At 45.5% G+C, this 23,417-nt stretch carries 23 protein-coding genes; 22 read left to right on the top strand and 1 reads right to left on the bottom strand.

The genetic code is table 11. The annotated features are described in order from the left end of the window. The first annotated feature begins 132 nt into the window (after positions 1-132). The 4 genes from tgt (at position 133) to secF (ending at position 4,549) form a co-directional block, all read left to right on the top strand. The gene (gene tgt / locus F0251_RS22255) at positions 133-1,269 is read left to right on the top strand and encodes a tRNA guanosine(34) transglycosylase Tgt (RefSeq protein ID WP_004740348.1); all 1,137 of its coding nucleotides are present in this window, start codon (positions 133-135) and stop codon (positions 1,267-1,269) included. A 111-nt stretch (positions 1,270-1,380) separates the two neighbouring features. After that, entirely contained in the window at positions 1,381-1,710 is a 330-nt protein-coding gene (gene yajC / locus F0251_RS22250; protein WP_008224112.1) for a preprotein translocase subunit YajC, read from the top strand. 20 nt (positions 1,711-1,730) lie between these two features. Further along, positions 1,731-3,587, top strand: a complete 1,857-nt coding sequence (secD, locus tag F0251_RS22245) for a protein translocase subunit SecD (RefSeq protein ID WP_004740346.1) — start codon at positions 1,731-1,733, stop codon at positions 3,585-3,587. A gap of 14 nt (positions 3,588-3,601) precedes the next feature. Continuing rightward, positions 3,602-4,549, top strand: coding sequence for a protein translocase subunit SecF (gene secF / locus F0251_RS22240; RefSeq protein ID WP_008222741.1), 948 nt, complete (start codon positions 3,602-3,604; stop codon positions 4,547-4,549). Between the two features lie 292 nt (positions 4,550-4,841). Here the strand turns inward: secF and suhB are convergent, their stop codons facing one another. Continuing rightward, a complete protein-coding gene (suhB, locus tag F0251_RS22235; RefSeq protein WP_171731845.1) occupies positions 4,842-5,645 on the bottom strand; it encodes an inositol-1-monophosphatase in 804 nt (267 codons plus the stop codon). A gap of 181 nt (positions 5,646-5,826) precedes the next feature. Here suhB and trmJ point away from each other — a divergent pair, with 181 nt between their 5' ends. The 18 genes from trmJ (at position 5,827) to der (ending at position 23,408) form a co-directional block, all read left to right on the top strand. Further along, the gene (gene trmJ / locus F0251_RS22230; RefSeq protein WP_061033301.1) at positions 5,827-6,555 is read left to right on the top strand and encodes a tRNA (cytosine(32)/uridine(32)-2'-O)-methyltransferase TrmJ; all 729 of its coding nucleotides are present in this window, start codon (positions 5,827-5,829) and stop codon (positions 6,553-6,555) included. A 117-nt stretch (positions 6,556-6,672) separates the two neighbouring features. Beyond that, positions 6,673-7,194 carry a Fe-S cluster assembly transcriptional regulator IscR gene (iscR, locus tag F0251_RS22225; protein WP_032498688.1) on the top strand — a complete coding sequence of 174 codons (522 nt, stop codon included), beginning with the start codon at positions 6,673-6,675 and terminating at the stop codon, positions 7,192-7,194. A gap of 27 nt (positions 7,195-7,221) precedes the next feature. Further along, on the top strand, positions 7,222-8,436 hold the full coding sequence (locus F0251_RS22220) for an IscS subfamily cysteine desulfurase (RefSeq protein WP_008222744.1): 1,215 nt from the start codon (positions 7,222-7,224) through the stop codon (positions 8,434-8,436). 33 nt (positions 8,437-8,469) lie between these two features. Next, complete coding sequence (gene iscU / locus F0251_RS22215) at positions 8,470-8,847, top strand: Fe-S cluster assembly scaffold IscU (protein ID WP_004740340.1); 378 nt, start codon at positions 8,470-8,472, stop codon at positions 8,845-8,847. 98 nt (positions 8,848-8,945) lie between these two features. Then, positions 8,946-9,269 (top strand): iron-sulfur cluster assembly protein IscA, encoded by a 324-nt coding sequence (gene iscA / locus F0251_RS22210; protein ID WP_105059077.1) that lies wholly within the window; start codon positions 8,946-8,948, stop codon positions 9,267-9,269. Positions 9,270-9,352: 83 nt separating this feature from the next. Further along, positions 9,353-9,868: a co-chaperone HscB gene (gene hscB, locus F0251_RS22205; protein WP_008222752.1), complete on the top strand. Its 516-nt coding sequence runs from the start codon at positions 9,353-9,355 to the stop codon at positions 9,866-9,868. 22 nt (positions 9,869-9,890) lie between these two features. Further along, positions 9,891-11,741, top strand: a complete 1,851-nt coding sequence (gene hscA / locus F0251_RS22200) for a Fe-S protein assembly chaperone HscA (protein WP_171731844.1) — start codon at positions 9,891-9,893, stop codon at positions 11,739-11,741. Positions 11,742-11,761: 20 nt separating this feature from the next. After that, the gene (gene fdx / locus F0251_RS22195; RefSeq protein WP_004740336.1) at positions 11,762-12,100 is read left to right on the top strand and encodes an ISC system 2Fe-2S type ferredoxin; all 339 of its coding nucleotides are present in this window, start codon (positions 11,762-11,764) and stop codon (positions 12,098-12,100) included. A 117-nt stretch (positions 12,101-12,217) separates the two neighbouring features. After that, the gene (iscX, locus tag F0251_RS22190; RefSeq protein ID WP_004740335.1) at positions 12,218-12,418 is read left to right on the top strand and encodes a Fe-S cluster assembly protein IscX; all 201 of its coding nucleotides are present in this window, start codon (positions 12,218-12,220) and stop codon (positions 12,416-12,418) included. A gap of 206 nt (positions 12,419-12,624) precedes the next feature. Beyond that, entirely contained in the window at positions 12,625-13,920 is a 1,296-nt protein-coding gene (gene pepB, locus F0251_RS22185; protein WP_061033298.1) for an aminopeptidase PepB, read from the top strand. A gap of 103 nt (positions 13,921-14,023) precedes the next feature. Then, the gene (gene ndk, locus F0251_RS22180; protein ID WP_008222758.1) at positions 14,024-14,458 is read left to right on the top strand and encodes a nucleoside-diphosphate kinase; all 435 of its coding nucleotides are present in this window, start codon (positions 14,024-14,026) and stop codon (positions 14,456-14,458) included. A gap of 441 nt (positions 14,459-14,899) precedes the next feature. Further along, a complete protein-coding gene (locus F0251_RS22175) occupies positions 14,900-16,042 on the top strand; it encodes a bifunctional tRNA (adenosine(37)-C2)-methyltransferase TrmG/ribosomal RNA large subunit methyltransferase RlmN (protein ID WP_008222760.1) in 1,143 nt (380 codons plus the stop codon). Positions 16,043-16,481: 439 nt separating this feature from the next. Beyond that, complete coding sequence (gene rodZ, locus F0251_RS22170) at positions 16,482-17,435, top strand: cytoskeleton protein RodZ (RefSeq protein ID WP_019822115.1); 954 nt, start codon at positions 16,482-16,484, stop codon at positions 17,433-17,435. 7 nt (positions 17,436-17,442) lie between these two features. After that, complete coding sequence (gene ispG, locus F0251_RS22165) at positions 17,443-18,564, top strand: flavodoxin-dependent (E)-4-hydroxy-3-methylbut-2-enyl-diphosphate synthase (protein ID WP_004740329.1); 1,122 nt, start codon at positions 17,443-17,445, stop codon at positions 18,562-18,564. Positions 18,565-18,634: 70 nt separating this feature from the next. Beyond that, on the top strand, positions 18,635-19,903 hold the full coding sequence (gene hisS / locus F0251_RS22160; RefSeq protein WP_061033297.1) for a histidine--tRNA ligase: 1,269 nt from the start codon (positions 18,635-18,637) through the stop codon (positions 19,901-19,903). A 79-nt stretch (positions 19,904-19,982) separates the two neighbouring features. Further along, positions 19,983-20,597, top strand: a complete 615-nt coding sequence (locus F0251_RS22155; protein WP_171731843.1) for a YfgM family protein — start codon at positions 19,983-19,985, stop codon at positions 20,595-20,597. Positions 20,598-20,607: 10 nt separating this feature from the next. Continuing rightward, positions 20,608-21,768 carry an outer membrane protein assembly factor BamB gene (gene bamB / locus F0251_RS22150; protein WP_061033296.1) on the top strand — a complete coding sequence of 387 codons (1,161 nt, stop codon included), beginning with the start codon at positions 20,608-20,610 and terminating at the stop codon, positions 21,766-21,768. A 158-nt stretch (positions 21,769-21,926) separates the two neighbouring features. Continuing rightward, the gene (gene der, locus F0251_RS22145) at positions 21,927-23,408 is read left to right on the top strand and encodes a ribosome biogenesis GTPase Der (RefSeq protein WP_004740325.1); all 1,482 of its coding nucleotides are present in this window, start codon (positions 21,927-21,929) and stop codon (positions 23,406-23,408) included. Positions 23,409-23,417 lie beyond the last annotated feature (9 nt).

The raw sequence follows: 23,417 nt of genomic DNA, 5'->3' as shown, positions 1-23,417 counted from the left end.
TAAGCTAGGAGTCGGGCAGGGTCTCTGTCTAATCTCTCGCAAGGAATACGCGACCGCTCCTCATAGAGTATTAAGGCTAACTTAAGCTCTGAATTAACAGTCAGATTGTTTCTCTGGCATATTGGAGGCTTCGTGAAATTAAAATACGAACTTAAAAAAACTAACGCTGGTGCACGTCGTGGTCAACTTCAGTTTGAACGCGGTACCGTTGAAACACCAGCATTCATGCCTGTAGGTACTTACGGTACTGTAAAAGGTATGACTCCTGAAGAAGTAAAAGACACAGGTGCTGAAATCCTACTAGGTAACACGTTCCACCTATGGCTACGTCCTGGTCAAGAAATCATGAAAATGCACGGTGACTTGCACGATTTCATGAACTGGCAAGGTCCTATCCTGACCGATTCAGGCGGCTTCCAAGTATTCAGCTTAGGTGCGATGCGTAAAATCACTGAAGAGGGTGTTCACTTCCGTAACCCTGTAAACGGTGACAAGATCTTCATGGACGCTGAAAAGTCGATGGAAATCCAAAAAGACCTAGGTTCAGACATCGTAATGATCTTCGATGAGTGTACGCCTTACCCTGCGACACACAAAGAAGCGAAAGACTCAATGGAGATGTCTCTTCGTTGGGCTGAGCGTTCTCGTAACCACTTCGACAAACTTGAAAACCCGAACTCACTATTCGGTATCGTTCAAGGTGGTGTGTACGAAGACCTACGTGATGTATCGGTTAAAGGCCTAACTGAAATTGGTTTCGACGGTTACGCAGTTGGCGGCCTAGCAGTAGGCGAACCAAAAGAAGACATGCACCGCATTCTTGAGCACACATGTCCTCAACTGCCTGAAGATAAGCCACGTTACCTAATGGGCGTAGGCAAACCTGAAGACCTAGTTGAAGGTGTTCGTCGTGGTATCGACATGTTTGACTGTGTAATGCCAACGCGAAATGCACGAAACGGCCACCTGTTTGTGACTGAAGGTGTGATCAAGATCCGTAATGCGAAGCATAAAACCGATACAACACCACTAGATTCAGAGTGTGACTGTTACACTTGTAAGAACTACAGCAAGTCGTACTTACACCACTTGGATCGTTGTAACGAAATCCTAGGTGCTCGACTGAACACGATTCATAACCTGCGTTTCTACCAACGAGTAATGTCTGACATTCGTCAGTCTATCGATGAAGACCGCTTTGAAGAGTTTGTTGCAGAGTTCTACGCAAGAATGGGGCGTGAAGTGCCACCACTAGGTAAAGAATCTTAGTATTTCTTTTTTGCGAGCCCTGTCTCTCTTCGGAGGGATGGGGCTTGAAAATAAAGGGATACGACCCAATTAGACAAACAATTACGAAAATATAAATAGAGGATGTTTTAAATGTTTATTTCTCAAGCTCACGCAGCAGCAGAAGGTGCACCAGCAGGCGGCGGTTTCGAAATGCTTATCATGCTAGGTATGTTCGCTGTGATCTTCTACTTCATGATCTACCGTCCACAAGCTAAGCGCGTTAAAGAGCACAAGAACCTAATGGCTTCTATGGGCAAAGGCGACGAAGTTCTAACTAGCGGTGGTCTGATCGGTAAAATCACTAAGATTGCAGAAGACAGCGACTATGTTGCTATCGAACTGAACGCAAACAACGAAGTAGTTATCAAGAAAGACTTCGTTACAGCAGTGCTACCAAAAGGTACTCTGAAATCTCTATAAACAGCTAGAGGATCCTCGCTGTGCTAAACCGTTATCCGTTATGGAAGTACCTGATGGTGGTGTTTACCATTGCCATCGCTGCGTTGTACGCACTTCCGAATATATACGGTGAAGATCCGGCAGTTCAAGTTACAGGGGCGCGTGGCGCCTCTGTAGATATGTCTACGCTGGATGCTGTCACCAATGCTCTTGAAGCAGAAAACCTTTCAACTAAATCCGTTGCTCTAGAAAACGGTTCCATTCTTGTTCGCTTTAACGACACAGACTCTCAAATTAGTGCCCGTGATGTTATCACTGAAGCATTAGACGAAGACGTTATCGTTGCATTAAACCTAGCGGCTTCAACACCGGATTGGCTTGAATCTATTGGTGCTGCACCAATGAAGCTTGGTCTTGACCTACGTGGTGGTGTTCACTTCTTAATGGAAGTGGATATGGACGCTGCAATGGAAAAGCTAGTTGGCCAACAAGAAGAAGCATTCCGTAGTGAACTTCGTGAAGAGAAGATCCGTTACCGTGCTATTCGTCCATCGGGTAAAGATGCGGTAGAAGTGATCTTACGTAATGAAGAGCAGCTTGCTGAAGCGAAATCGCTACTGCAATCTAAGCACCAAGATATGACATTCGTAGACTCTGACTCGAATGGTCGTTTTTCTTTGATTGCTAACTTCACTGAAGCTCGTCTTCAAGAAATCCGTAATTACGCGGTAGAGCAAAACATTACCATTCTACGTAATCGTGTGAACGAACTTGGTGTTGCTGAGCCTTTGGTTCAACGTCAAGGTGCTAGCCGTATCGTAGTAGAATTGCCAGGTGTTCAAGACACGGCTCGTGCTAAAGAAATCCTTGGTGCGACAGCAACGCTTGAATTCCGTGAAGTTGATAGCAGTGCTGACTTAGCCGCTGCAGCTTCTGGTCGTGCCCCAGCTGGTAGCGAAATTAAGCAAGACCGTGATGGTCGCCCTGTGGTACTTAAGAAGCGCGTTATCCTAGGTGGTTCTAGCATTACAGATGCAAGCTCAAGTGTTGATGAATATGGTCGTCCTCAAGTTAACATCTCGCTAGACAGCGAAGGTGGTAGCAAGATGTCTGCGTTCTCTCGTCAAAATATCGGTAAGCTAATGGCGACGGTATTTGCAGAGTACAAAGACAGCGGTCGTAAGACACCTGAAGGCAAAGTGATTCTTACTAAGCATGAAGAAGTGATCAACCAAGCGACGATTCAATCAGCGCTTGGCCGTAACTTCCGTATTACTGGTATCGACTCTACAGCTGAAGCTCATAACTTGGCACTTCTACTTCGTGCAGGTGCTCTGATTGCGCCTATCTCGATTGTTGAAGAACGTACGATTGGTCCATCTATGGGACAACAAAACATCGATATGGGTATCATGGCGATGGTTTGGGGTATGGCTGCAGTAATGCTATTTACGCTGCTTTACTACCGTAGCTTTGGTCTTATCGCGAACGTTGCGCTAATGGCGAACTTGGTACTGATTATTGGTGTGATGTCGATGATCCCAGGTGCAACCATGACGCTACCAGGTATTGCCGGTATCGTATTAACGGTCGGTATGGCGGTCGATGCGAACGTACTGATCTTTGAGCGTATACGTGAAGAACTTCGAGAGGGACGCAGTCCACAGCAAGCAATTCACCAAGGTTACGCGAACGCATTCAGCACAATCGCCGATGCGAACATCACAACTCTATTAACTGCAATCATTCTATTTGCGGTTGGTACTGGTGCGATTAAAGGCTTCGCGGTAACGCTGTCTATCGGTATCCTGACTTCTATGTTTACAGCTATTGTCGGCACACGTTGTATCGTGAACCTGATGTATGGCGGCAAACGCGTTAAGAAACTGTCGATCTAAGGCTAGGAATTAATATGTTTCAGATTCTAAAAGCAGACAAAATGATCGACTTTATGCGTTGGTCAAAGGTTGCCTTTGTTCTTTCTATCTTGATGATTGGTACGGCTATCTTCACCCTAACAACGAAATCGTTGAACTGGGGTCTAGACTTTACAGGCGGTACTCTGATTGAAGTTGGCTTTGAACAACCAGCACACCTTCCTGATATCCGTAGTGCACTTGAAGCTGAAGGCTTTGGTGATGCAACGGTACAGAACTTCGGTTCAGCTCGTGATGTAATGGTTCGTCTACGTCCTCGTGACGGCGTTGCAGGCGAGACGCTTGGTAACCAAATCCTTTCAGCTATCGAGAAAGGCACAGGTGAACAAGTTGAAATGCGTCGTATCGAGTTCGTTGGTCCTAACGTAGGTGATGAGCTAACAGAAGCGGGTGGCCTTGCTATCTTGGTTTCTCTTATCTGTATTTTGATCTACGTATCAGTGCGATTCGAGTGGCGTTTGGCGGCAGGTGCGGTACTTGCACTGGCGCACGACGTTATCATCACGCTGGGTGTATTCTCTCTGATGCAAATTGAGGTTGACCTTACCATCGTAGCAGCCTTGCTAACGGTAGTCGGTTACTCCCTCAACGATACCATTGTTGTATTCGACCGTATTCGTGAGAACTTCCGTAAGATGCGTAAAGGCGAAGCACCTGAAGTGCTGAACAGCTCAATCACACAAACGTTGAGCCGTACATTGATCACTTCTGGTACAACCTTGTTCGTAGTTATCGCACTGTTTGTTCAGGGCGGCGCAATGATTCACGGTTTCGCAACCGCACTTCTACTGGGTATTACGGTTGGTACTTACTCTTCTATCTACGTTGCATCTGCACTAGCTATGAAGTTGGGTATTACGCGTGAACACCTAATGCCACCACAAGTGGAAAAAGAAGGTGAAGAGTTTGACGAAATGCCATAAGCCTTGGCTTAATACGTTTCGCTAAACAGAAAAACCGCTAGGCAACTAGCGGTTTTTTTATGCCTGTATTTTGTAGTGAAACTCAAGAAAAATTACGGTCGAGGTGAGTTGCACTTAATGTCATAAGCGCTATTCTTCTCGCATCTCGCATCTCGCATCTCGCATCTCGCATCTCGCATCTCGCATCTCGCATCTCGCATCCCTGAATCACAGATACAAAAAAGCCCCGCGTGTGCGAGGCTTTGAATTTTTAGCTCTCTATTGAATAGAGACTATAAGCATAAGGCCTGAATTACTTCAGCATACCTTCGTTTGCGTTCTCACGAACGTGCTTAAGAATAGACTTAACACCACGTGCGCTTGAAGCAACAACGTTACCAGACTTCATGTAGTCAGTACCGCCAGCGAAATCAGTCAGGATTGCGCCTGCTTCACGTGCGATTAGATCACCTGCAGCCATATCCCATGGTTTTAGGTCTAGCTCTAGGTAACCGTCAACACGGCCAGCCGCTAGGTAACATAGGTCAAGTGCTGGAGAACCAGTACGACGGAAATCAGAACAGTCGATGAATAGACCAGAGATGATCTTCATGAAAGACTCAGAGTGTTGCTTAGCTTTGAATGGGAAACCAGTTGCTAGAACAGTACCTTGAAGGTCTTTAAGCTGAGTAACACGCATACGAGCGTTGTTTAGTTGAGCACCAGCGCCACGTTGAGCTGTGAATAGCTCGTTTAGCATTGGGTCGTAAACACAAGCAACTTCTGTACGACCGTTCATGCGAACAGCGATAGATACAGAGAAGTGAGGGAAACCTTTTACAAAGTTGTTGGTGCCATCTAGTGGGTCAACGATCCATTGTACGTCAGAGTCTTTACCTTCGATTAGGCCTTTCTCTTCAGAAATAATGCTGTGCTCTGGGTAAGATGCTTTGATTGTCTCAATGATCATGTACTCAGCTTCTTGAGCAATGTTAGTAACGTAATCGTTGTTACCTTTTAGAGACGTTTCGATCTTATCAGTTGTTTCTAGAGATTTAGCAATATGGTTGCCAGCTTTACGCGCAGCGCGTATCGCAATGTTTAGCATTGGATGCATATGGTTTTTCCCACAAGATGTTAAAGAACAATTTAAAGCGGCGGCGAGTATACCAAAGTTTTACCAAAAGGGAAGTGGTTATTTTTTGAACTCTTAGATTCACATTACGCGAAGGGTCTGACCATTTTACTTTGCTATGTGTTAATATCTCGCGATTATTTTTAAAGTGGTGTCATATAGCATGTTAGACAATGTAAAAGTCGTTCTGGTTGGTACGTCTCATTCGGGAAATATCGGATCAGCAGCTCGCGCAATGAAAGTGATGGGTTTAAGTCAGTTAGTTCTTGTAGACCCTCAGTGTGAAGTTGACGAGCAGACCTTAGCACTGGCTGCTGGTGCTGGTGACATCGCTGAAAATGCGGTTATTGTTTCTACATTAGACGAAGCCGTAAAAGACTGCGGTTTGGTTGTCGGTTCAAGTGCTCGTTCACGTACCCTTGAATGGCCAATGCTTGAGCCTCGTGAGTGTGGTGAAAAGTTTGCCGTTGAAGGTCAAAAGCACCCTGTAGCATTAGTCTTCGGTCGCGAGCGCACAGGCCTAACGAATGAAGAACTACAAAAGTGTCATTACCACGTATGTATTCCTGCAAACCCTGAATACAGCTCGCTAAACCTAGCGATGGCTGTACAGACGCTGAGCTACGAAGTTCGTGTTGCTCATCTTGATATGGTGGCTAGCCAATACAAGCCTCAGCCACAAGATGAGTACCCTCGTCACGAAGAACTAGAAATGTTCTACGAACACCTTGAAAAAGTCATCATCGATACCCAATTTATCTCTAAGGATAAGCCTGGTCAGGTGATGAATAAGTTACGTCGCCTGTTTAGTCGTGCGCGTCCAGAACTTCAAGAGATCAACACGCTTCGTGGTATTTTGACCTCTATCGAGAAGAGCAAAAATAGCCAGTAAAAGCCATGCTCACTGTAAGGATGAATACCTGACTAAAATAGTCAGGTAAAATACTTGACCAATTTAGTCAGGTATGGGAAGATTCCAACCACATAAACAATGTGGATACGGTGTGATATGAAACTTACATCTAAAGGAAGATATGCGGTAACGGCTATGCTAGATGTAGCACTGCATTCGCAAAAAAGCCCAGTTCCTCTGGCTGACATCTCAGAGCGACAAGGCATCTCGTTATCTTACTTAGAGCAACTTTTTTCTAAGTTACGTAAAGCTGGCTTAGTTGCTAGTGTTCGTGGCCCAGGTGGTGGTTACCGTCTTGGCGCTGAAGCGGGCGACATCGCTGTTGGAACTGTGATTGCAGCAGTTGACGAATCAGTAGATGCAACTAAGTGTCACGGTCGAGCAGATTGCCAAGGTGGTAGTCGTTGTTTAACTCACACCCTTTGGCGTGATTTAAGCTCCCGAATCAGCAGCTTCTTAAACGACATTACGCTCGGTGAGCTGATGAAAGATAACGAAGTTTTAGAGATTTCTGATCGCCAAGATATTGATCTTGCGGTTAACAATAGTTTTGCACATAAAAATACGAGCACTACAACGATTAGTGCAGCACCTCACGGTGTTAATGCCCGCTCATAGCGGTCAGTTTTTACATTGGAGTAGAAAATGAAACTGCCTATTTACTTTGACTATTCAGCTACATGCCCAGTCGATCCACGAGTTGCTGAGAAAATGGTTCAGTGCATGACGATGGACGGTAACTTCGGTAACCCTGCATCTCGTTCACACCGTTACGGCTGGCAGGCAGAAGAAGCAGTAGATAATGCTCGTGAGCAAATTGCTGACCTACTAAATGCAGACCCACGTGAAATTGTTTTCACTTCTGGTGCTACAGAGTCAGATAACCTTGCTATTAAAGGTGCAGCGCACTTTTACGAGAAGAAAGGTAAGCACGTAATCACGTGCAAAACAGAACACAAAGCGGTTCTTGATCCATGTCGTCAACTAGAGCGTGAAGGCTTCGAGGTAACTTACCTAGAGCCAGAAGCAAACGGCATCATCGATCTAGACAAGCTACAAGCTGCAATGCGTGAAGACACAGTTCTTGTTTCTATCATGCACGTAAACAACGAAATCGGCGTTATCCAAGATATCAATGCAATCGGCGAACTATGTCGTTCTCGCAAGATCATCTTCCACGTTGATGCAGCTCAGTCTGCGGGTAAAATCCCACTAGACGTAAAAGAGACTAAAGTTGATCTAATCTCACTTTCAGCTCACAAGATGTATGGTCCTAAAGGTATCGGTGCACTTTACGTTCGTCGTAAGCCTCGTATTCGTCTTGAAGCGCAAATGCACGGTGGCGGTCATGAGCGTGGTTTCCGCTCTGGTACGCTTGCTACTCACCAAATCGTGGGTATGGGCGAAGCGTGTGCTGTTGCTAAGCAAGACATGCAGAAAGATTACGATCACGCACTAGCACTTCGTGAGCGCCTACTGAAAGGTGTTCAGGATCTAGAAGCGGTAACAGTAAACGGTGACTTAGACCAACGTGTACCACACAACCTAAACGTGAGCTTTGCTTTCGTTGAAGGTGAATCTCTGCTTATGTCTCTAAAAGACCTAGCAGTATCATCGGGTTCTGCATGTACATCAGCAAGCTTAGAGCCATCGTACGTTCTACGTGCTCTTGGTCTAAACGATGAACTGGCACACAGCTCAGTACGTTTCTCATTCGGCCGTTTCACAACGGAAGAAGAAATCGACTACGCGATTGCACAAATCCGTGTAGCGGTAAACAAATTACGCGACATGTCTCCTCTATGGGATATGTATAAAGAAGGGATTGATTTGAACACTGTTGAGTGGGCACATCACTAATCTCACGGAAATAGAGGATTCGAGGTAACTATCATGGCATATAGCGAAAAAGTAATTGATCACTACGAAAACCCACGTAACGTAGGTTCGTTTGATAAAGAAGACCCAAGTGTAGGTAGCGGTATGGTTGGCGCACCAGCTTGTGGTGACGTAATGAAACTGCAAATCAAGGTAACACCAGAAGGTATTATCGAAGACGCGAAATTCAAGACTTACGGTTGCGGTAGCGCAATCGCTTCTAGCTCACTAGTCACTGAGTGGGTTAAAGGTAAAAGCATTGATGAAGCGGCTGCTATCAAAAACTCTGAAATCGCAGAAGAGCTTGAGTTGCCACCTGTGAAAGTTCACTGTTCAATTCTTGCTGAAGATGCAATCAAAGCAGCAGTTGCGGATTACAAAAAGAAGCGTTAATCGTTTCTATAAGTAATCACCAATAATAAGCAATATTTGGGAGCATCCTTTGTGCTCCCCCTGAGTTCTCAATTTTATATAAAACACAAGGTTGTAGTATGGCCATCACCATGACAGATACGGCGGCAAGCCGAGTTCAAGCTTTCCTAGATAACCGAGGTAAAGGTATCGGGTTGCGCTTAGCGGTTAAAACCACTGGCTGTTCGGGTATGGCGTATGTACTAGAATTCGTTGACGAGCTTAACGAAGAAGACCAAGTGTTCGAGCATTCAGGTGTGAAGGTCATCATTGATCCAAAGAGCTTAGTTTACCTAGACGGTACGGAGCTTGATTACGTAAAAGAAGGCCTAAACGAAGGTTTTGAATTCAACAACCCTAACGCGAAAGGCGAATGTGGTTGTGGTGAGAGCTTCAACGTATAAACGCTTCAATCGTAGAACGTTTATAGTGAGCGAAGAATAAAATTAGGCTCTGATTCAGAGCCTAAACTTAGGACCACCGTTACATGAATCATTTCGAATTATTTGGGCTACCACTTCAGTTCCAGCTGGATGGTAGCCTTCTTTCTTCTCAGTTTAGAGATCTGCAACGTCAATTCCATCCTGATAAATTTGCTACAGCTTCTGAGCGAGATCGCTTGCTAGCCGTGCAAAAAGCAGCGCAAATTAACGATGCGTATCAGGTGCTGAAGAATCCAATCAGCCGCGCTGAATACCTGTTAGTACAACATGGTGAGGATATTCGCGGCGAGCAGCAAACCATGCAAGACCCAATGTTCCTTATGGAGCAAATGGAACTGCGTGAAGAGCTTGAAGACATCGCCGACAGTTCTGACCCGGAAGATGCATTGTTTGCATTTGAAGGAAAGGTTAGCAAAATGTATAAACAACAATTAAGCGCTATCCAACAAGAACTCGACAGCCAGGCTTGGTTAGAAGCAGCAGACCGAGTAAGAAAGCTTAAGTTTATTGCAAAATTAAAGAATGAAATCGAGCTAGTTGAAGATCGTTTGATCGGCTAGTTGGTACAACAAGGACACATCCATGGCACTACTTCAGATTGCAGAACCAGGGCAAAGCGCCGCTCCTCACCAGCATAAGCTTGCTGTGGGTATTGATTTAGGTACAACAAATTCATTGGTTGCGTCAGTGCGCAGTGGTGAGGCGAGCACGCTCGTTGATCAAGATGGTCGTAGCATTCTGCCTTCCGTTGTTCACTATCAGTCAGACTCACATACGACTGGTGATGAAGCACGTGCAAATGCACAGACTGATCCTAAAAATACCATTATCTCAGTTAAGCGATTGATTGGTCGCTCACTGGCTGATATTCAGCAACGATACCCATCTCTGCCATATCAGTTTGAAGAAAGTGATAATGGTCTGCCTGTGATCCGTACAGAGCAAGGCAACAAGAACCCGATTCAAGTATCTGCAGATATTCTGAAAGCGCTAGGTCAACGAGCTGAGTCTACATTAGGCGGTGAGCTATCTGGTGCGGTGATTACCGTTCCTGCGTATTTCGATGATGCACAACGTGCTGGTACTAAAGACGCGGCGCAGCTGGCTGGTCTTCATGTATTACGTCTTCTAAATGAACCAACGGCGGCAGCGATTGCTTACGGTCTGGATTCAGGCAAAGAAGGGGTGATCGCGGTTTACGACTTAGGCGGCGGTACGTTTGATATCTCTATTTTACGCTTGTCTAAAGGTGTCTTTGAAGTTCTAGCTACTGGCGGTGACTCTGCACTAGGCGGTGATGATTTTGACCACCTTGTTGCTGATCATTTCAAAGAGCAAATGGGATTATCAGAGCTAACTGCTGAACAAAACCGTGCGCTTCTCGATGCAGCAACGGAAGCTAAAATTGGTTTGTCTGAATCAGAAAGTGTTGATGTGGAAGTTCTAGGTTGGTCTGGTTCATTAACTCGTGAAGAGTTTGAAGAGATCATCAAGCCTCTAGTTAAGAAAACACTACTTTCATGTCGTCGTGCTCTAAAAGATGCAGAAGTTGATGCGGATGAAGTGCTAGAAGTAGTCATGGTTGGTGGTTCAACTCGTACATTACTAGTACGTGAAATGGTAGGTGACTTCTTTGGTCGTACGCCATTAACCAGCATTAATCCTGATGAAGTAGTTGCGATTGGTGCGTCAATTCAAGCGGATATTCTAGTAGGTAACAAACCTGATTCAGAAATGTTGCTACTGGACGTAATCCCACTTTCACTAGGTATCGAAACCATGGGTGGCCTAGTAGAAAAGATTATTCCGCGTAACACCACGATCCCAGTAGCTCGCGCACAAGAATTTACTACGTTCAAAGACGGTCAAACTGCAATGACAGTACACACCGTTCAAGGCGAACGTGAAATGGTTGACGATTGTCGCTCATTGGCTCGTTTTGCTCTGAAGGGCATTCCACCTATGGCTGCTGGTGCAGCGCATATTCGTGTGACTTACCAAGTGGATGCTGATGGCCTGTTGTCTGTAACTGCTATGGAAAAGAGCACGGGTGTTCAAGCTGAAATCCAAGTGAAGCCTTCTTACGGCCTGAGCGATGATGAAGTTGCTAACATGCTGAAAGACTCTATGACGTTTGCGAAAGAAGACATGCAAGCGCGTGCTCTTGCGGAACAACGCGTAGAAGCGGATCGCGTTATTGAAGGCCTGATCGCTGCAATGCAAGTTGACGGTGACGAACTGCTTAACGAGCAAGAGAAACAACAGCTGCTACAAGCCATTGAAACGCTGATTGAAGTGCGCAACGGCGACAGTGCTGATGCCATTGAACAAGAAATTAAGAATACCGACAAAGCGAGCCAAGACTTTGCTTCACGTCGTATGGATAAATCAATTCGTGCTGCACTGTCAGGTCAGTCAGTCGATAATATTTAATAGTTAGAGAATAGATAAACATGCCAAAGATTATTGTTTTACCTCACGAAGATCTATGTCCAGAAGGCGCTGTTTTAGAAGCAAAAACTGGTGAAACGGTTCTTGATGTAGCGTTGAAGGCCGGTATTGGTATTGAGCACGCATGTGAAAAATCGTGTGCATGTACAACATGTCACGTTGTGATCCGTGAAGGTTTCGATTCTTTAGAAGAGAGTGATGACCTAGAAGACGATATGCTTGATAAAGCATGGGGCTTAGAAATGGAATCTCGCCTAGGTTGCCAAGCGAAAGTCGCTGATGAAGACCTTGTTGTTGAGATTCCAAAGTACACCTTGAACCTAGCATCTGAAGATCACTAAGAATTACTCTACAGTCATGGTGGTTTCGCCATGACTGAGATAACGATTTAGCAAAACTGGCCTAGAATATAGATCATAAAAGTGACTAAGTGTCTCTGATAAATATAAGGAAGTGTTATGAGCTTGAAGTGGATTGATTCTCGCGATATCGCAATTGAGCTATGTGATTTGTACCCTGATACTGATCCTAAAACGGTACGTTTTACCGACCTACATCAGTGGGTATTAGACCTTGAAGAGTTTGATGACGAGCCTAATCACTCGAACGAAAAGATCTTAGAGGCTATTATTTTGTGCTGGATGGATGAGATGGATTAATCATCACATTGATGATTTGGCTATGGAGTGAAATCAACCCCATATAAAACGCAGCCAAGTTAACAATTCTTACTAAAAAAAGCGGACCTTATGGTCCGTTTTTTTATCAAAATGACATTTTACTTCTACATAATGCTAACATCAGTGCGCTAATAAAAAATAATCAGGATCACTCAAGCAAGGTGGTTCTCAGACAAGGAGAAATCATGTCTACACAGATGTCAGTATTTTTAAGTCAAGAAGCTGCCCAGCCTCAGTGGGGAGCAAAAGCTATTTTATCGTTCTCGGAAGTAGGAGCGACAATTCACATTGGTGAAGGCCACGATCTTGGTGCTATTCAACGCGCAGGTCGCACACTTGACGGACAAGGTATTTCATTCGTTTCGCTAAGTGGTGAAGGCTGGGACCTAGAAAGCGTATGGGCTTTCAATCAAGGTTACCGTGGACCAAAGAAAAAGAATGCATTGGAGTGGGATGCACTGCCAGAAGCTGACCAAGCAGAGCTAGAAGCGCGTATCCGTGCGACAGATTGGACGCGTGACATTATCAATAAAACGGCTGAAGAAGTTGCACCTCGCCAATTGGCGACAATGGCAGCTGAATACATTAAGTCAGTCGCACCTGAAGGCACAGTTAAAGCGAAAATCGTTAAAGACAAAGACCTACTAACAGAAGGTTGGGAAGGCATCTACGCGGTAGGCCGCGGCTCTGAGCGTACTTCAGCAATGCTGCAACTGGACTTCAACCCAACAGGCGACGAAAACGCGCCTGTATTTGCCTGTCTAGTTGGTAAAGGTATTACTTTCGACTCAGGCGGTTACAGCATTAAGCCAGGTCAGTTCATGACTGCAATGAAAGCGGACATGGGTGGCGCAGCGACTATCACTGGTGGTTTAGGTCTTGCGATTGAGCGTGGCCTGAACAAGCGCATCAAGCTTATCCTATGTTGTGCAGAGAACATGATCTCTGGCCGTGCATTGAAGCTTGGCGATATCATCACGTACAAGAACGGTAAGACGGTTGAGATCATGAACACCGACGCAGAAGGTCGTTTAGTTCTAGCTGATGGCCTGATGTACGCAAGTGAGCAAAATCCAGAGCTTATCATCGACTGTGCAACGCTAACGGGCGCTGCTAAAAACGCACTGGGTAACGACTACCACGCACTAATGAGCTTCGATGACGAGCTGGCTCACCAAGCACTAACGGCGGCTAACCAAGAGAAAGAAGGCCTGTGGCCACTGCCTCTTGCGGACTTCCACCGTGGTATGCTGCCTTCAAACTTTGCTGACCTTTCGAACATCAGCACGGGTGATTACACTCCTGGTGCAAGCACTGCTGCTGCGTTCCTGTCTTACTTCGTAGATGACTACAAAAAAGGCTGGATGCACATGGATTGCGCGGGTACTTACCGTAAATCTCCAAGTGATAAGTGGGCGGCAGGTGCAACAGGCATGGGTGTTCGCACACTGGCTCGCATTCTTATCGACCAAGCAAAATAATAATAACGATGAGCGGTTCGATACCGCTCATTGATTAACTTAGATCGAATGATCTTAGTAATTTCAGTATTTAATAACAAAAAAATGAAGTGAAGGAATCCCTATGGCTCTAGAAAGAACGTTCTCAATTGTTAAGCCGGATGCAGTTAAGCGTAACCTTGTTGGTGAAATCTACCACCGCATCGAAAAAGCAGGCCTAGAAATCATCGCTGCTAAGATGGTTCGTCTGACTGAAGAGCAAGCGAGCGGCTTCTACGCGGAACACGAAGGCAAAGAATTCTTTGGTCCACTAAAAGAGTTCATGACTTCTGGTCCTATCATGGTTCAAGTACTTGAAGGCGAAAACGCAATTGCTCGTTACCGTGAACTTATGGGCAAAACAAACCCAGAAGAAGCGGCATGCGGTACGATCCGCGCTGATTACGCAATCAGCATGCGTTACAACTCAGTACACGGTAGCGACAGCCCAGAGTCTGCAGCTCGTGAAATCGAGTTCTTCTTCCCTGAATCTGAGATTTGCCCACGTCCAGCTCAATAAGCGACACAGCAAATGATTCTAAAGGCTTCACTTCGGTGAGGCCTTTTTTGTATGTGGATTTTACGTTAGAGATAGTTTACCTAGTCGTCATTCCCGATAGTGACGCAGGAGTGCAGTTGGGAATCTTAGTTGTGGTTGGAGATTCCAGATATCTCGTCCCTCGATTCTGGAATGACGAGGTTTTAAAAACTGGTGACCTGATGACTATGAATGGAAAGTGACTGAGTAAGTATTTACGTCATTCCCGATAGCGACGAAGGAGCGTAGTCGAGAATCTTGTTCTTATTTCCAGAATTGTAAGTAATGAAAGGTGGCTGTGTAAATTTTAATCACTTAAGTTTGAATGTCTTAGTAAACACAGGGTTTTACAGCCCTTGTTGAACATGCGTAAAGGCTGTACAATTCGCGCCCTTAATTATTGTTCCGTCATTGAGAGGCATCATGACCACAGCTAAAGTCAATCTACTCGATTTTGATCGTAAAGGTCTTCGTAAATTTTTCACAGAAGAATTGAATGAGAAAGCTTTTCGCGCAGATCAAGTGATGAAGTGGATGTATCACTTCGGTGTCGATGACTTCGAAAACATGAACAACATCAACAAAAAGTTGCGTGAAAAACTTCAACGCCGCTGTGAAATTGTTGCACCTGTTGTTTCTGAAGCTCAACACTCTTCAGACGGCACAATTAAATGGGCGATGAGCGTTGGCGACCAAGACGTTGAGACGGTATACATCCCAGACGGTGACCGTGCAACGCTGTGTGTATCTTCACAGGTGGGTTGTGCACTAGAGTGTAAATTCTGCTCGACAGCTCAACAAGGCTTTAACCGCAACCTAAAAGTTTCTGAGATCGTGGGTCAAATCTGGCGTGCTGCCCGTGAAATCGGTCTAGAGAAAGAGACAGGTCGTCGTCCAATTACTAACGTTGTAATGATGGGTATGGGCGAGCCGCTACTAAACATGAAAAACCTAATGCCATCATTAGAGATCATGCTTGATGACCTAGGTTTTGCACTGTCTAAGCGTCGCGTAACAGTATCTACTTCAGGTGTTGTATCTGGCCTTGACCAAATGACAGATAACATCGACGTAGCACTAGCTATTTCTCTACACGCGCCAAACGATGAACTTCGTAGCCAAATCATGCCGATCAACGACCGTTGGGATATCCAAGATTTCCTAGCATCTGTTCGTCGCTACATTGCTTCTTCAAATGCCAACCGCGGTAAAGTAACGGTAGAGTACGTTCTATTGGATCATGTAAATGATGATATGGACCACGCTCGTGAACTTGCAGAGCTAATGAAAGATACGCCATGTAAGATCAACCTGATTCCATTTAACCCTTACCCAGGTTCACCATACAAGAAGCCAAGCAACTCTCGTATTGACCGCTTCCAAAAAACGCTAATGGAATACGACTACACAGTAACGGTTCGTAAAACGCGTGGTGACGATATTGATGCAGCATGTGGCCAGTTGGTTGGTGATGTTATCGATAGAACTAAGCGTACTAAAATGCTTAAAGCGGCATCAGAAGCTAACTTGGTTGCCGGCGGTGTGATTGAAGTAAAAGCGGTATAAAACGCGATTTGAATCTAAACAAGCCAGAAGTATTACTTCTGGCTTGTTGCGTTTTTGGGACTTCGTTTTCTATTTTTTGGACTTCTTGCCCACGCTTTCTTACATTTTTCGTCAATTTTTGGACAAAAGCATGAGCTGACGGTAAATTTTGTTGAAAGTATTTTTGCCTTGTAATGGCATTAGCTTATGATTAACTAATCTTAAATTAATTTAAGTGCTCGCTTGTTACTGATCATCAATATGTCTATTTAGGTTGGCTACTTGATAAACTAGCTTCCTGAGAACGTCACTAATAATAAAATGTATGTCGTTCGTCTTTAAGGGTTGATGAGTTGGGTAACAGGACAAATTCCACATAAGTGGGTTGCTAGAATGAGCTTAAACGACAATAAAAAACGCTCTCGTCGACCTGCGATAATATTTTAGAAGTTCACTCTCTATGAACACAGAACACGACACACAAACGCAAGAACCAATCGCTCCAGCTCTAGAAGCGGGGACGCTACTGAAAAATCAACGAGAAGCTCTTGGTTTAACACAAAAGCAGATCTCGGATCGCCTAAAACTACGCATCTCTTTAATTCAACAGATTGAAGAAAACCAATTTGAGTCAGACCAAGTCGCAACCTTTATGCGTGGTTACATCCGTTCATACGCGAAATACGTCAATCTTGATGAAAAAGTGGTACTGAACGCGCTTCGCCACTCTGGTGATGCTCAACATGAAGATCAAGAAATGCTGAGCTTTTCTCGTAAGACGAAAACAGAAAAGCACAACAGCCGTATTATGCTGCTGACTTGGGGTATCTTTGCAGTTATCGTCGGTATCTCTTCACTGTGGTGGTGGCAGAATCAACAACAAGACACCCTATCTCAATCTCTGGCTAACACTGAAAGTTCAGAAGAGCTTGCGGTGGAAGAGTCACTGGACCCGGAGTTCGCCTCTTTAGATGTGATTGAAGCTGAGCAAAACGACGCTGCTGCTTCTGTGATAGAAGATACTGAAGGCCTTGCTGCAATCAGTGATGCGGCAAATACTTCAGCTGCACTTGACGTGACCGATGAACAACCAGCAGTCGACGCAGAATCAGCTGTTGAATTAGAAACCGTTGAAGCAACAACTGCTCCTGAAACAACGCCAACACCTGAAGTGGCAACCAAAGCGCTAACGATGCAGTTTACTGCAGACTGTTGGATTCAAGTTAAAGATGCGACCGGCAAAACCTTGTCAACGGGCATCAAAAAAGCGGGTCAGTCACTAAATCTATCAGGAACTGCGCCATATAAAGTGATTCTAGGTGCGCCAGAAGGCGTATCAATGACATTTGCAAGTGAACCTGTCGACCTTTCTGGGTATACTTCAGGCAAAGTAGCCAGAATAACCTTACCTTAGAGTTAATATGCAACACGAATCTCCTATTATTCGTCGCAAATCAACCCGTATTTATGTGGGTGATGTGCCGATCGGTGATGGTGCACCTATTGCTGTGCAATCCATGACCAACACAAGAACAACAGACGTAGCCGCAACCGTTGCTCAGATCCGAGCTTTGGAAAATGTAGGCGCTGATATCGTTCGCGTATCTGTACCGACTATGGATGCCGCTGAAGCATTTAAGCAAATCAAGCAGCAGGTTTCTGTTCCTTTGGTCGCTGACATTCACTTTGACTACCGTATCGCGCTGAAAGTGGCTGAGTACGGTGTAGACTGTCTGCGTATCAACCCAGGTAACATCGGTAACGAGAGCCGTATTCGCTCAGTTGTTGATTGTGCTCGTGATATGAATATTCCGATTCGTATTGGTGTTAACGGTGGTTCTCTTGAAAAAGAGATCCAAGAGAAATACACAGAGCCAACAGCAGAAGCGCTTGTTGAATCAGCAATGCGTCACGTCGATATCTTAGACCGTCTCAACTTTGACCAATTTAAAGTGAGCGTTAAAGCATCTGACGTATTCCTAGCTGTAGGTTCATACCGTTTACTGGCAAAACAGATTGACCAACCGCTTCACCTTGGTATTACCGAAGCTGGTGGTGCACGTGCTGGTGCGGTTAAGTCTTCTGTTGGCTTAGGTATGCTTCTTTCTGAAGGTATTGGCGATACGCTACGTATCTCGCTAGCTGCGGATCCTGTTGAAGAGATCAAGGTTGGCTTCGATATTCTTAAATCTTTGCGTATTCGCTCGCGTGGTATCAACTTCATCGCGTGTCCAAGCTGTTCTCGTCAAGAGTTCGATGTTATTAACACCGTAAACGCGCTTGAAGAGCGTCTAGAAGACGTGATTACCCCAATGGATGTCTCTATCATCGGTTGTGTGGTGAATGGCCCTGGTGAAGCAGAAGTATCTCATTTAGGTCTAGCGGGTAGTGCTCGTAAGAGTGCCTTCTACGAAGATGGTAAGCGTCAGAAAGAGCGCTTTGACAACAACGACCTTGTTGATCAGCTTGAAGCTAAGATTCGAGCAAAAGCATCAGTGCTTGATAAAGCAAATCGCATTGATGTAGAAAACCTAGAAGATTAATAAAACGCGATGAGGTGTGGTTGTCTATTCGCATCAACACCTGGTCGTGAGAAATTACGGAATAAATATTGTGGCTAAAAATATCCAAGCAATCCGAGGCATGAACGACTGCCTACCGACTCAATCACCACTGTGGCAGAAAGTAGAAAACGCAGTGAAGAACGTGGTGAGTGCACACGGTTACAACGAAGTGCGTATGCCTATCGTTGAAGAAACAAACCTATTTAGCCGCGCAGTGGGTGAAGAGACAGACGTTGTTTCAAAAGAGATGTACACCTTTGATGACCGTAACGGCGATAGCCTAACGCTACGTCCAGAAGGCACAGCGGGTTGTGTACGTTCATGCATCCAAAACAGCCTTATCAACCGTGATGAACAGCGCCTATGGTACATGGGTCCAATGTTCCGTCACGAGCGTCCTCAAAAAGGTCGCTACCGTCAATTCCACCAATGTGGTGTGGAAGTGTTTGGTCTAGACGGTCCAGACGTTGACGCAGAACTTATCATGATGACTGCGCGTCTATGGCGTGAGCTAGGCATCGACAAGCACGTTCGTCTAGAGTTGAACTCAATCGGTTCTACTGAAGATCGCGCGAACTACCGTACAGCACTTGTTGCTTTCCTTGAACAGCACATTGATGTGCTAGACGAAGATTGCAAACGTCGCATGCACACAAACCCACTTCGTGTACTAGATACTAAGAACCCAGACGTTCAAGCTATCTTAGGTGACGCACCTCGACTTTCTGAATACTTAGGTGAAGAGTCGAAGCAACATTTTGCTGGTTTGTGTGAACTTCTTGATGCAGTTGGTATCGAATACCAAGTTAACGAGCGTCTAGTACGTGGTTTGGACTACTACAACCGCACAGTATTTGAGTGGATCACTGAAAGCCTAGGTGCTCAAGGTACCGTATGTGGCGGTGGTCGTTACGACGGTCTTGTTGAGCAACTTGGCGGTAAAGCAACACCAGCTGTTGGTTTCGCAATGGGCCTAGAGCGTCTAGTCCTAATGATGGAAACGCTAGAGCTTACAGAAGTTCGTCGCAGTGTTGATGTTTACATGGTTGCGGCTGGTGAAGGCACAATGATCGCGGGCATGCAATTAGCGAATCAATTACGTGATACCGTTGAAGGTGTACGTGTAATGAGCCACTTCGGTGGTGGTAGCTTCAAGAAGCAATTCAAACGTGCAGACAAAGTAGGTGCGGTTGTTGCACTGGTACTTGGCGAAAACGAAGTTGCTGATAATACAGTTGTGCTAAAAGATTTGGTTGGCGGCGAGCAAGAAACCGTGTCTCAAACGGAAGTTGCAGCAAAAGTAGCTGCGCTAATCTAATTAGCCTTAGAGCAAACGCTCATAACGAATACTAACGTCAGCACTATGCTGGCGTTTAAAGAATTAAAGAGGACAGGAAGTGGAACTTTACGATAGCGAAGAGCAGCAGGTTGAAGCCATTAAAGATTGGTGGAAAGAGAACGGTAAAGCCGTAATCTTCGGTGCGGTTATTGGTTTAGGTGGTCTATTCGGTTGGCGCTACTACCAAGACTCTGTAGTTGAGGCGCGTGAAGCTGCTTCAGAAAGCTACACGACAGTGATCTCTGCTTTAGATGCAAAAGGCGTTGATGCTCAATCTGATATTCAAGCTTTTATCGATGCAAACAAAGATGCTGAATACTCAGTACTTGCAGCGATGCAGCTAGCAAAAATACAAGTACAAGCGGGTGAATTATCTGCAGCACTTGAACAGCTGGAGTGGGCAAAAGCGGCAACTAAGGATGCGGCACTTTCGCCACTACTGACTTACCGTGTTGCTCGTATTAAAGCTGAGCAAGGTGAATTCGATGCTGCGCTGTCTGATCTTGCTGCAGTAACGGACGAATCTTGGAAAGGCCGCGTGGCTGAACTACGTGGTGATATCTCACTTCGTAAAGGCGACACAGACGCAGCATACAGTGCTTACACAGAAGCACAGCAAGCTGTTGATGCGAGCCAAACGCTTCAAATCAAACTTGACGACCTAGCTAAATAAGGCGCTTTGAATGAAGAAGATGTTTCCAAAAGCGGCGTTGTGTGCGATTGCTCTTGGCCTATTAGCTGGCTGTGCGGGTGAAGAAGACACCGTAATCATGGCGCCAGTACCAACGGTAAACAGCGAGTTCACTCCTAAACAGGAATGGTCGACTTCGGTTGGTGATGGTGTTGGTCACTACTTTTCAAAACTGACGCCTGAGCTGGCTTACGACAAAGTGTTTGTTGCAAGCCGTGAAGGTCTGGTTAAAGCGCTGGATCCTGAAACGGGTAAAGAGCTGTGGAAAACAGACCTTGAGAAAGATGTACTGGCTCGTCTGTCTGGTGGCTTAACGGCAGCTTACGGCAAAGTGTTTGTTGGTTCTGAAAATGGCGAAGTAATCGCATTGGATGAATCGACAGGTGAAGAGCTGTGGCGTGTATCAGTAAACGGTGAGGTGCTTGCATCTCCTGCTACTGACAGCAATATGGTATTGGTTCACACTAGCCGTGGCATGATGCTCGCGTTAGACCAAGAGACTGGTGAACAGAAGTGGACAATTAGCACTGAAGTTCCAAGCCTAACACTACGTGGTGACAGTGCACCTGTTGCGGTTTCTGGTGGTGTATTCTGGGGTACGGCAAATGGTCGTCTAGCCGCTGCTATCGTTGACCGTGGTCAGCTGATTTGGCAACAGCCAGTTGGTACACCAAAGGGTGCAACGGAAATCGATCGCTTGGTTGACGTTGATGCCTCTCCAATCGTTCTTGGTGGTACTTTGTACACTGTTGGTATCAATGGTCAGTTGATTGCCATCGACCTGCGCTCTGGTAAGCCTGTTTGGAAGCGTAACTACTCGTCAGCGATTGATTTAGCAAGCGACGGTAGCCGTTTGTTCCTAGTAACTGATAAGGATCACGTGGCTGCAGTTGATGCACGTAGTGGTACAGAGCTGTGGAGCACCCCATTGCTAGAAAACCGCTTACTGACAGCACCTGCTATCATTAACGGATACGTTGTGGTGGGTGATACAGAAGGTTATCTACACTGGTTAGATCGCTCAACAGGTGAGTTTGTTGCTCAGCAGTTGGTTGATGACAGCGGCTTTGCTGTAGCGCCAATTGAACTGCCTGAAGGCTACTTAGTGACGACTCGCAACGGCGATGTAAAGAAACTGACGATTAGCCAATAAAAGCGTGATATAATTCACAGTCGGCTCCTGGTTGGTAACAGCCAGGAGCCGTTTTGTTGTTAAAAATTAATAAACCATGTGGTTATAGGTAAGAGTTTAAACTTGCGAACAAGTGCTTACCTATAACTACATTAAGAGAAGAAATTGTAGAGGTTGTTATGGTACCTGTTGTTGCTCTAGTAGGGCGTCCGAACGTAGGTAAATCTACGTTGTTTAACCGATTGACTCGAACTCGTGATGCATTGGTTGCGGATTTCCCTGGCTTAACGCGTGACCGTAAATATGGCCATGCTCAACTTGGTGAGCATGAGTTTATTGTTATCGACACTGGTGGTATCGACGGTACCGAAGAAGGTGTTGAAACTAAAATGGCAGAGCAGTCATTAGCAGCGATCGACGAAGCTGATGTTGTGCTGTTCATGGTAGATGGCCGTGCTGGTCTAACACCATCTGACGTTGCTATCGCGAAGCACCTTCGTCAACTAGAAAAGCCTTCAATGCTTGTAGTAAACAAGGTTGATGGTATTGACCCTGATGCAGCAAGTGCTGACTTCTGGCAGCTAGGTGTGGAAGACATGTACCAAATCGCTGCAGCGCACGGTCGTGGCGTTACTGCACTGATTGATCTTGCTCTAAACCCATTTGCTGAAGCACTGAAAGCTGAGCAGGGTGAAATTAGCGATCTAACAGAATTTGAAGACGAAGAAGCAGAGCAGGTTGATTTCACTGAAGAAGAAGCGGAACAAGAGTTCAAGCGTCTGCAAGATCAGCCAATCAAGCTTGCTATTATTGGTCGTCCAAACGTAGGTAAGTCAACGCTAACTAACCGTATCCTAGGTGAAGAGCGTGTGGTTGTTTACGATATGCCTGGTACTACTCGTGATTCTATCTACATCCCAATGAGCCGTGATGAGCGTGAATACGTTCTGATCGATACTGCGGGTGTACGTCGTCGTAAAAACATCAACGAAACCGTAGAAAAGTTCTCGGTTGTTAAAACGTTGAAAGCGGTTGAAGATGCGAACGTAGTTTTACTTGTGATTGATGCTCGTGAGAACATCTCAGATCAAGACTTGAGCTTACTAGGCTTTGCATTGAACGCTGGTCGTTCAATCGTGATCGCAGTAAACAAGTGGGATGGCCTAGATAACGACGTGAAAGAGCGCGTTAAGAAAGAGCTAGACCGTCGTTTAGGTTTCGTTGATTTCGCACGTATTCACTTCATCTCGGCACTTCACGGTACTGGTGTTGGTCACTTGTTTGAATCGGTTCAAGAGGCTTACAAGTCAGCGACAACCCGTGTTGGTACGTCTGTCCTAACTCGTATCATGAAGATGGCGACTGATGATCACCAACCACCTATGGTTCGTGGCCGTCGTGTGAAACTGAAATACGCGCACGCGGGTGGTTATAACCCACCAATTATCGTTATCCACGGTAACCAAGTTCGTGACTTGCCAGATTCATACAAGCGATTCCTGATGAATTACTACCGTCGTTCACTAGAAATCATGGGTACGCCAATTCGTATTCAATTCCAGAACAGCGAAAACCCATTTGAAGCTAAGACGAACAAGCTAACTATCTCTCAAGAGCGCAAACGTAAGCGCATGATGAGCATGGTTAAAGGACGTAAATAGTCCTTTTGA

Origin of the sequence: Vibrio sp. 070316B (assembly GCF_013114115.1) — a bacterium.
GTDB classification, from domain to species: domain Bacteria; phylum Pseudomonadota; class Gammaproteobacteria; order Enterobacterales; family Vibrionaceae; genus Vibrio; species Vibrio chagasii_B.
This window is presented reverse-complemented; position numbering and strand designations above follow the sequence as displayed.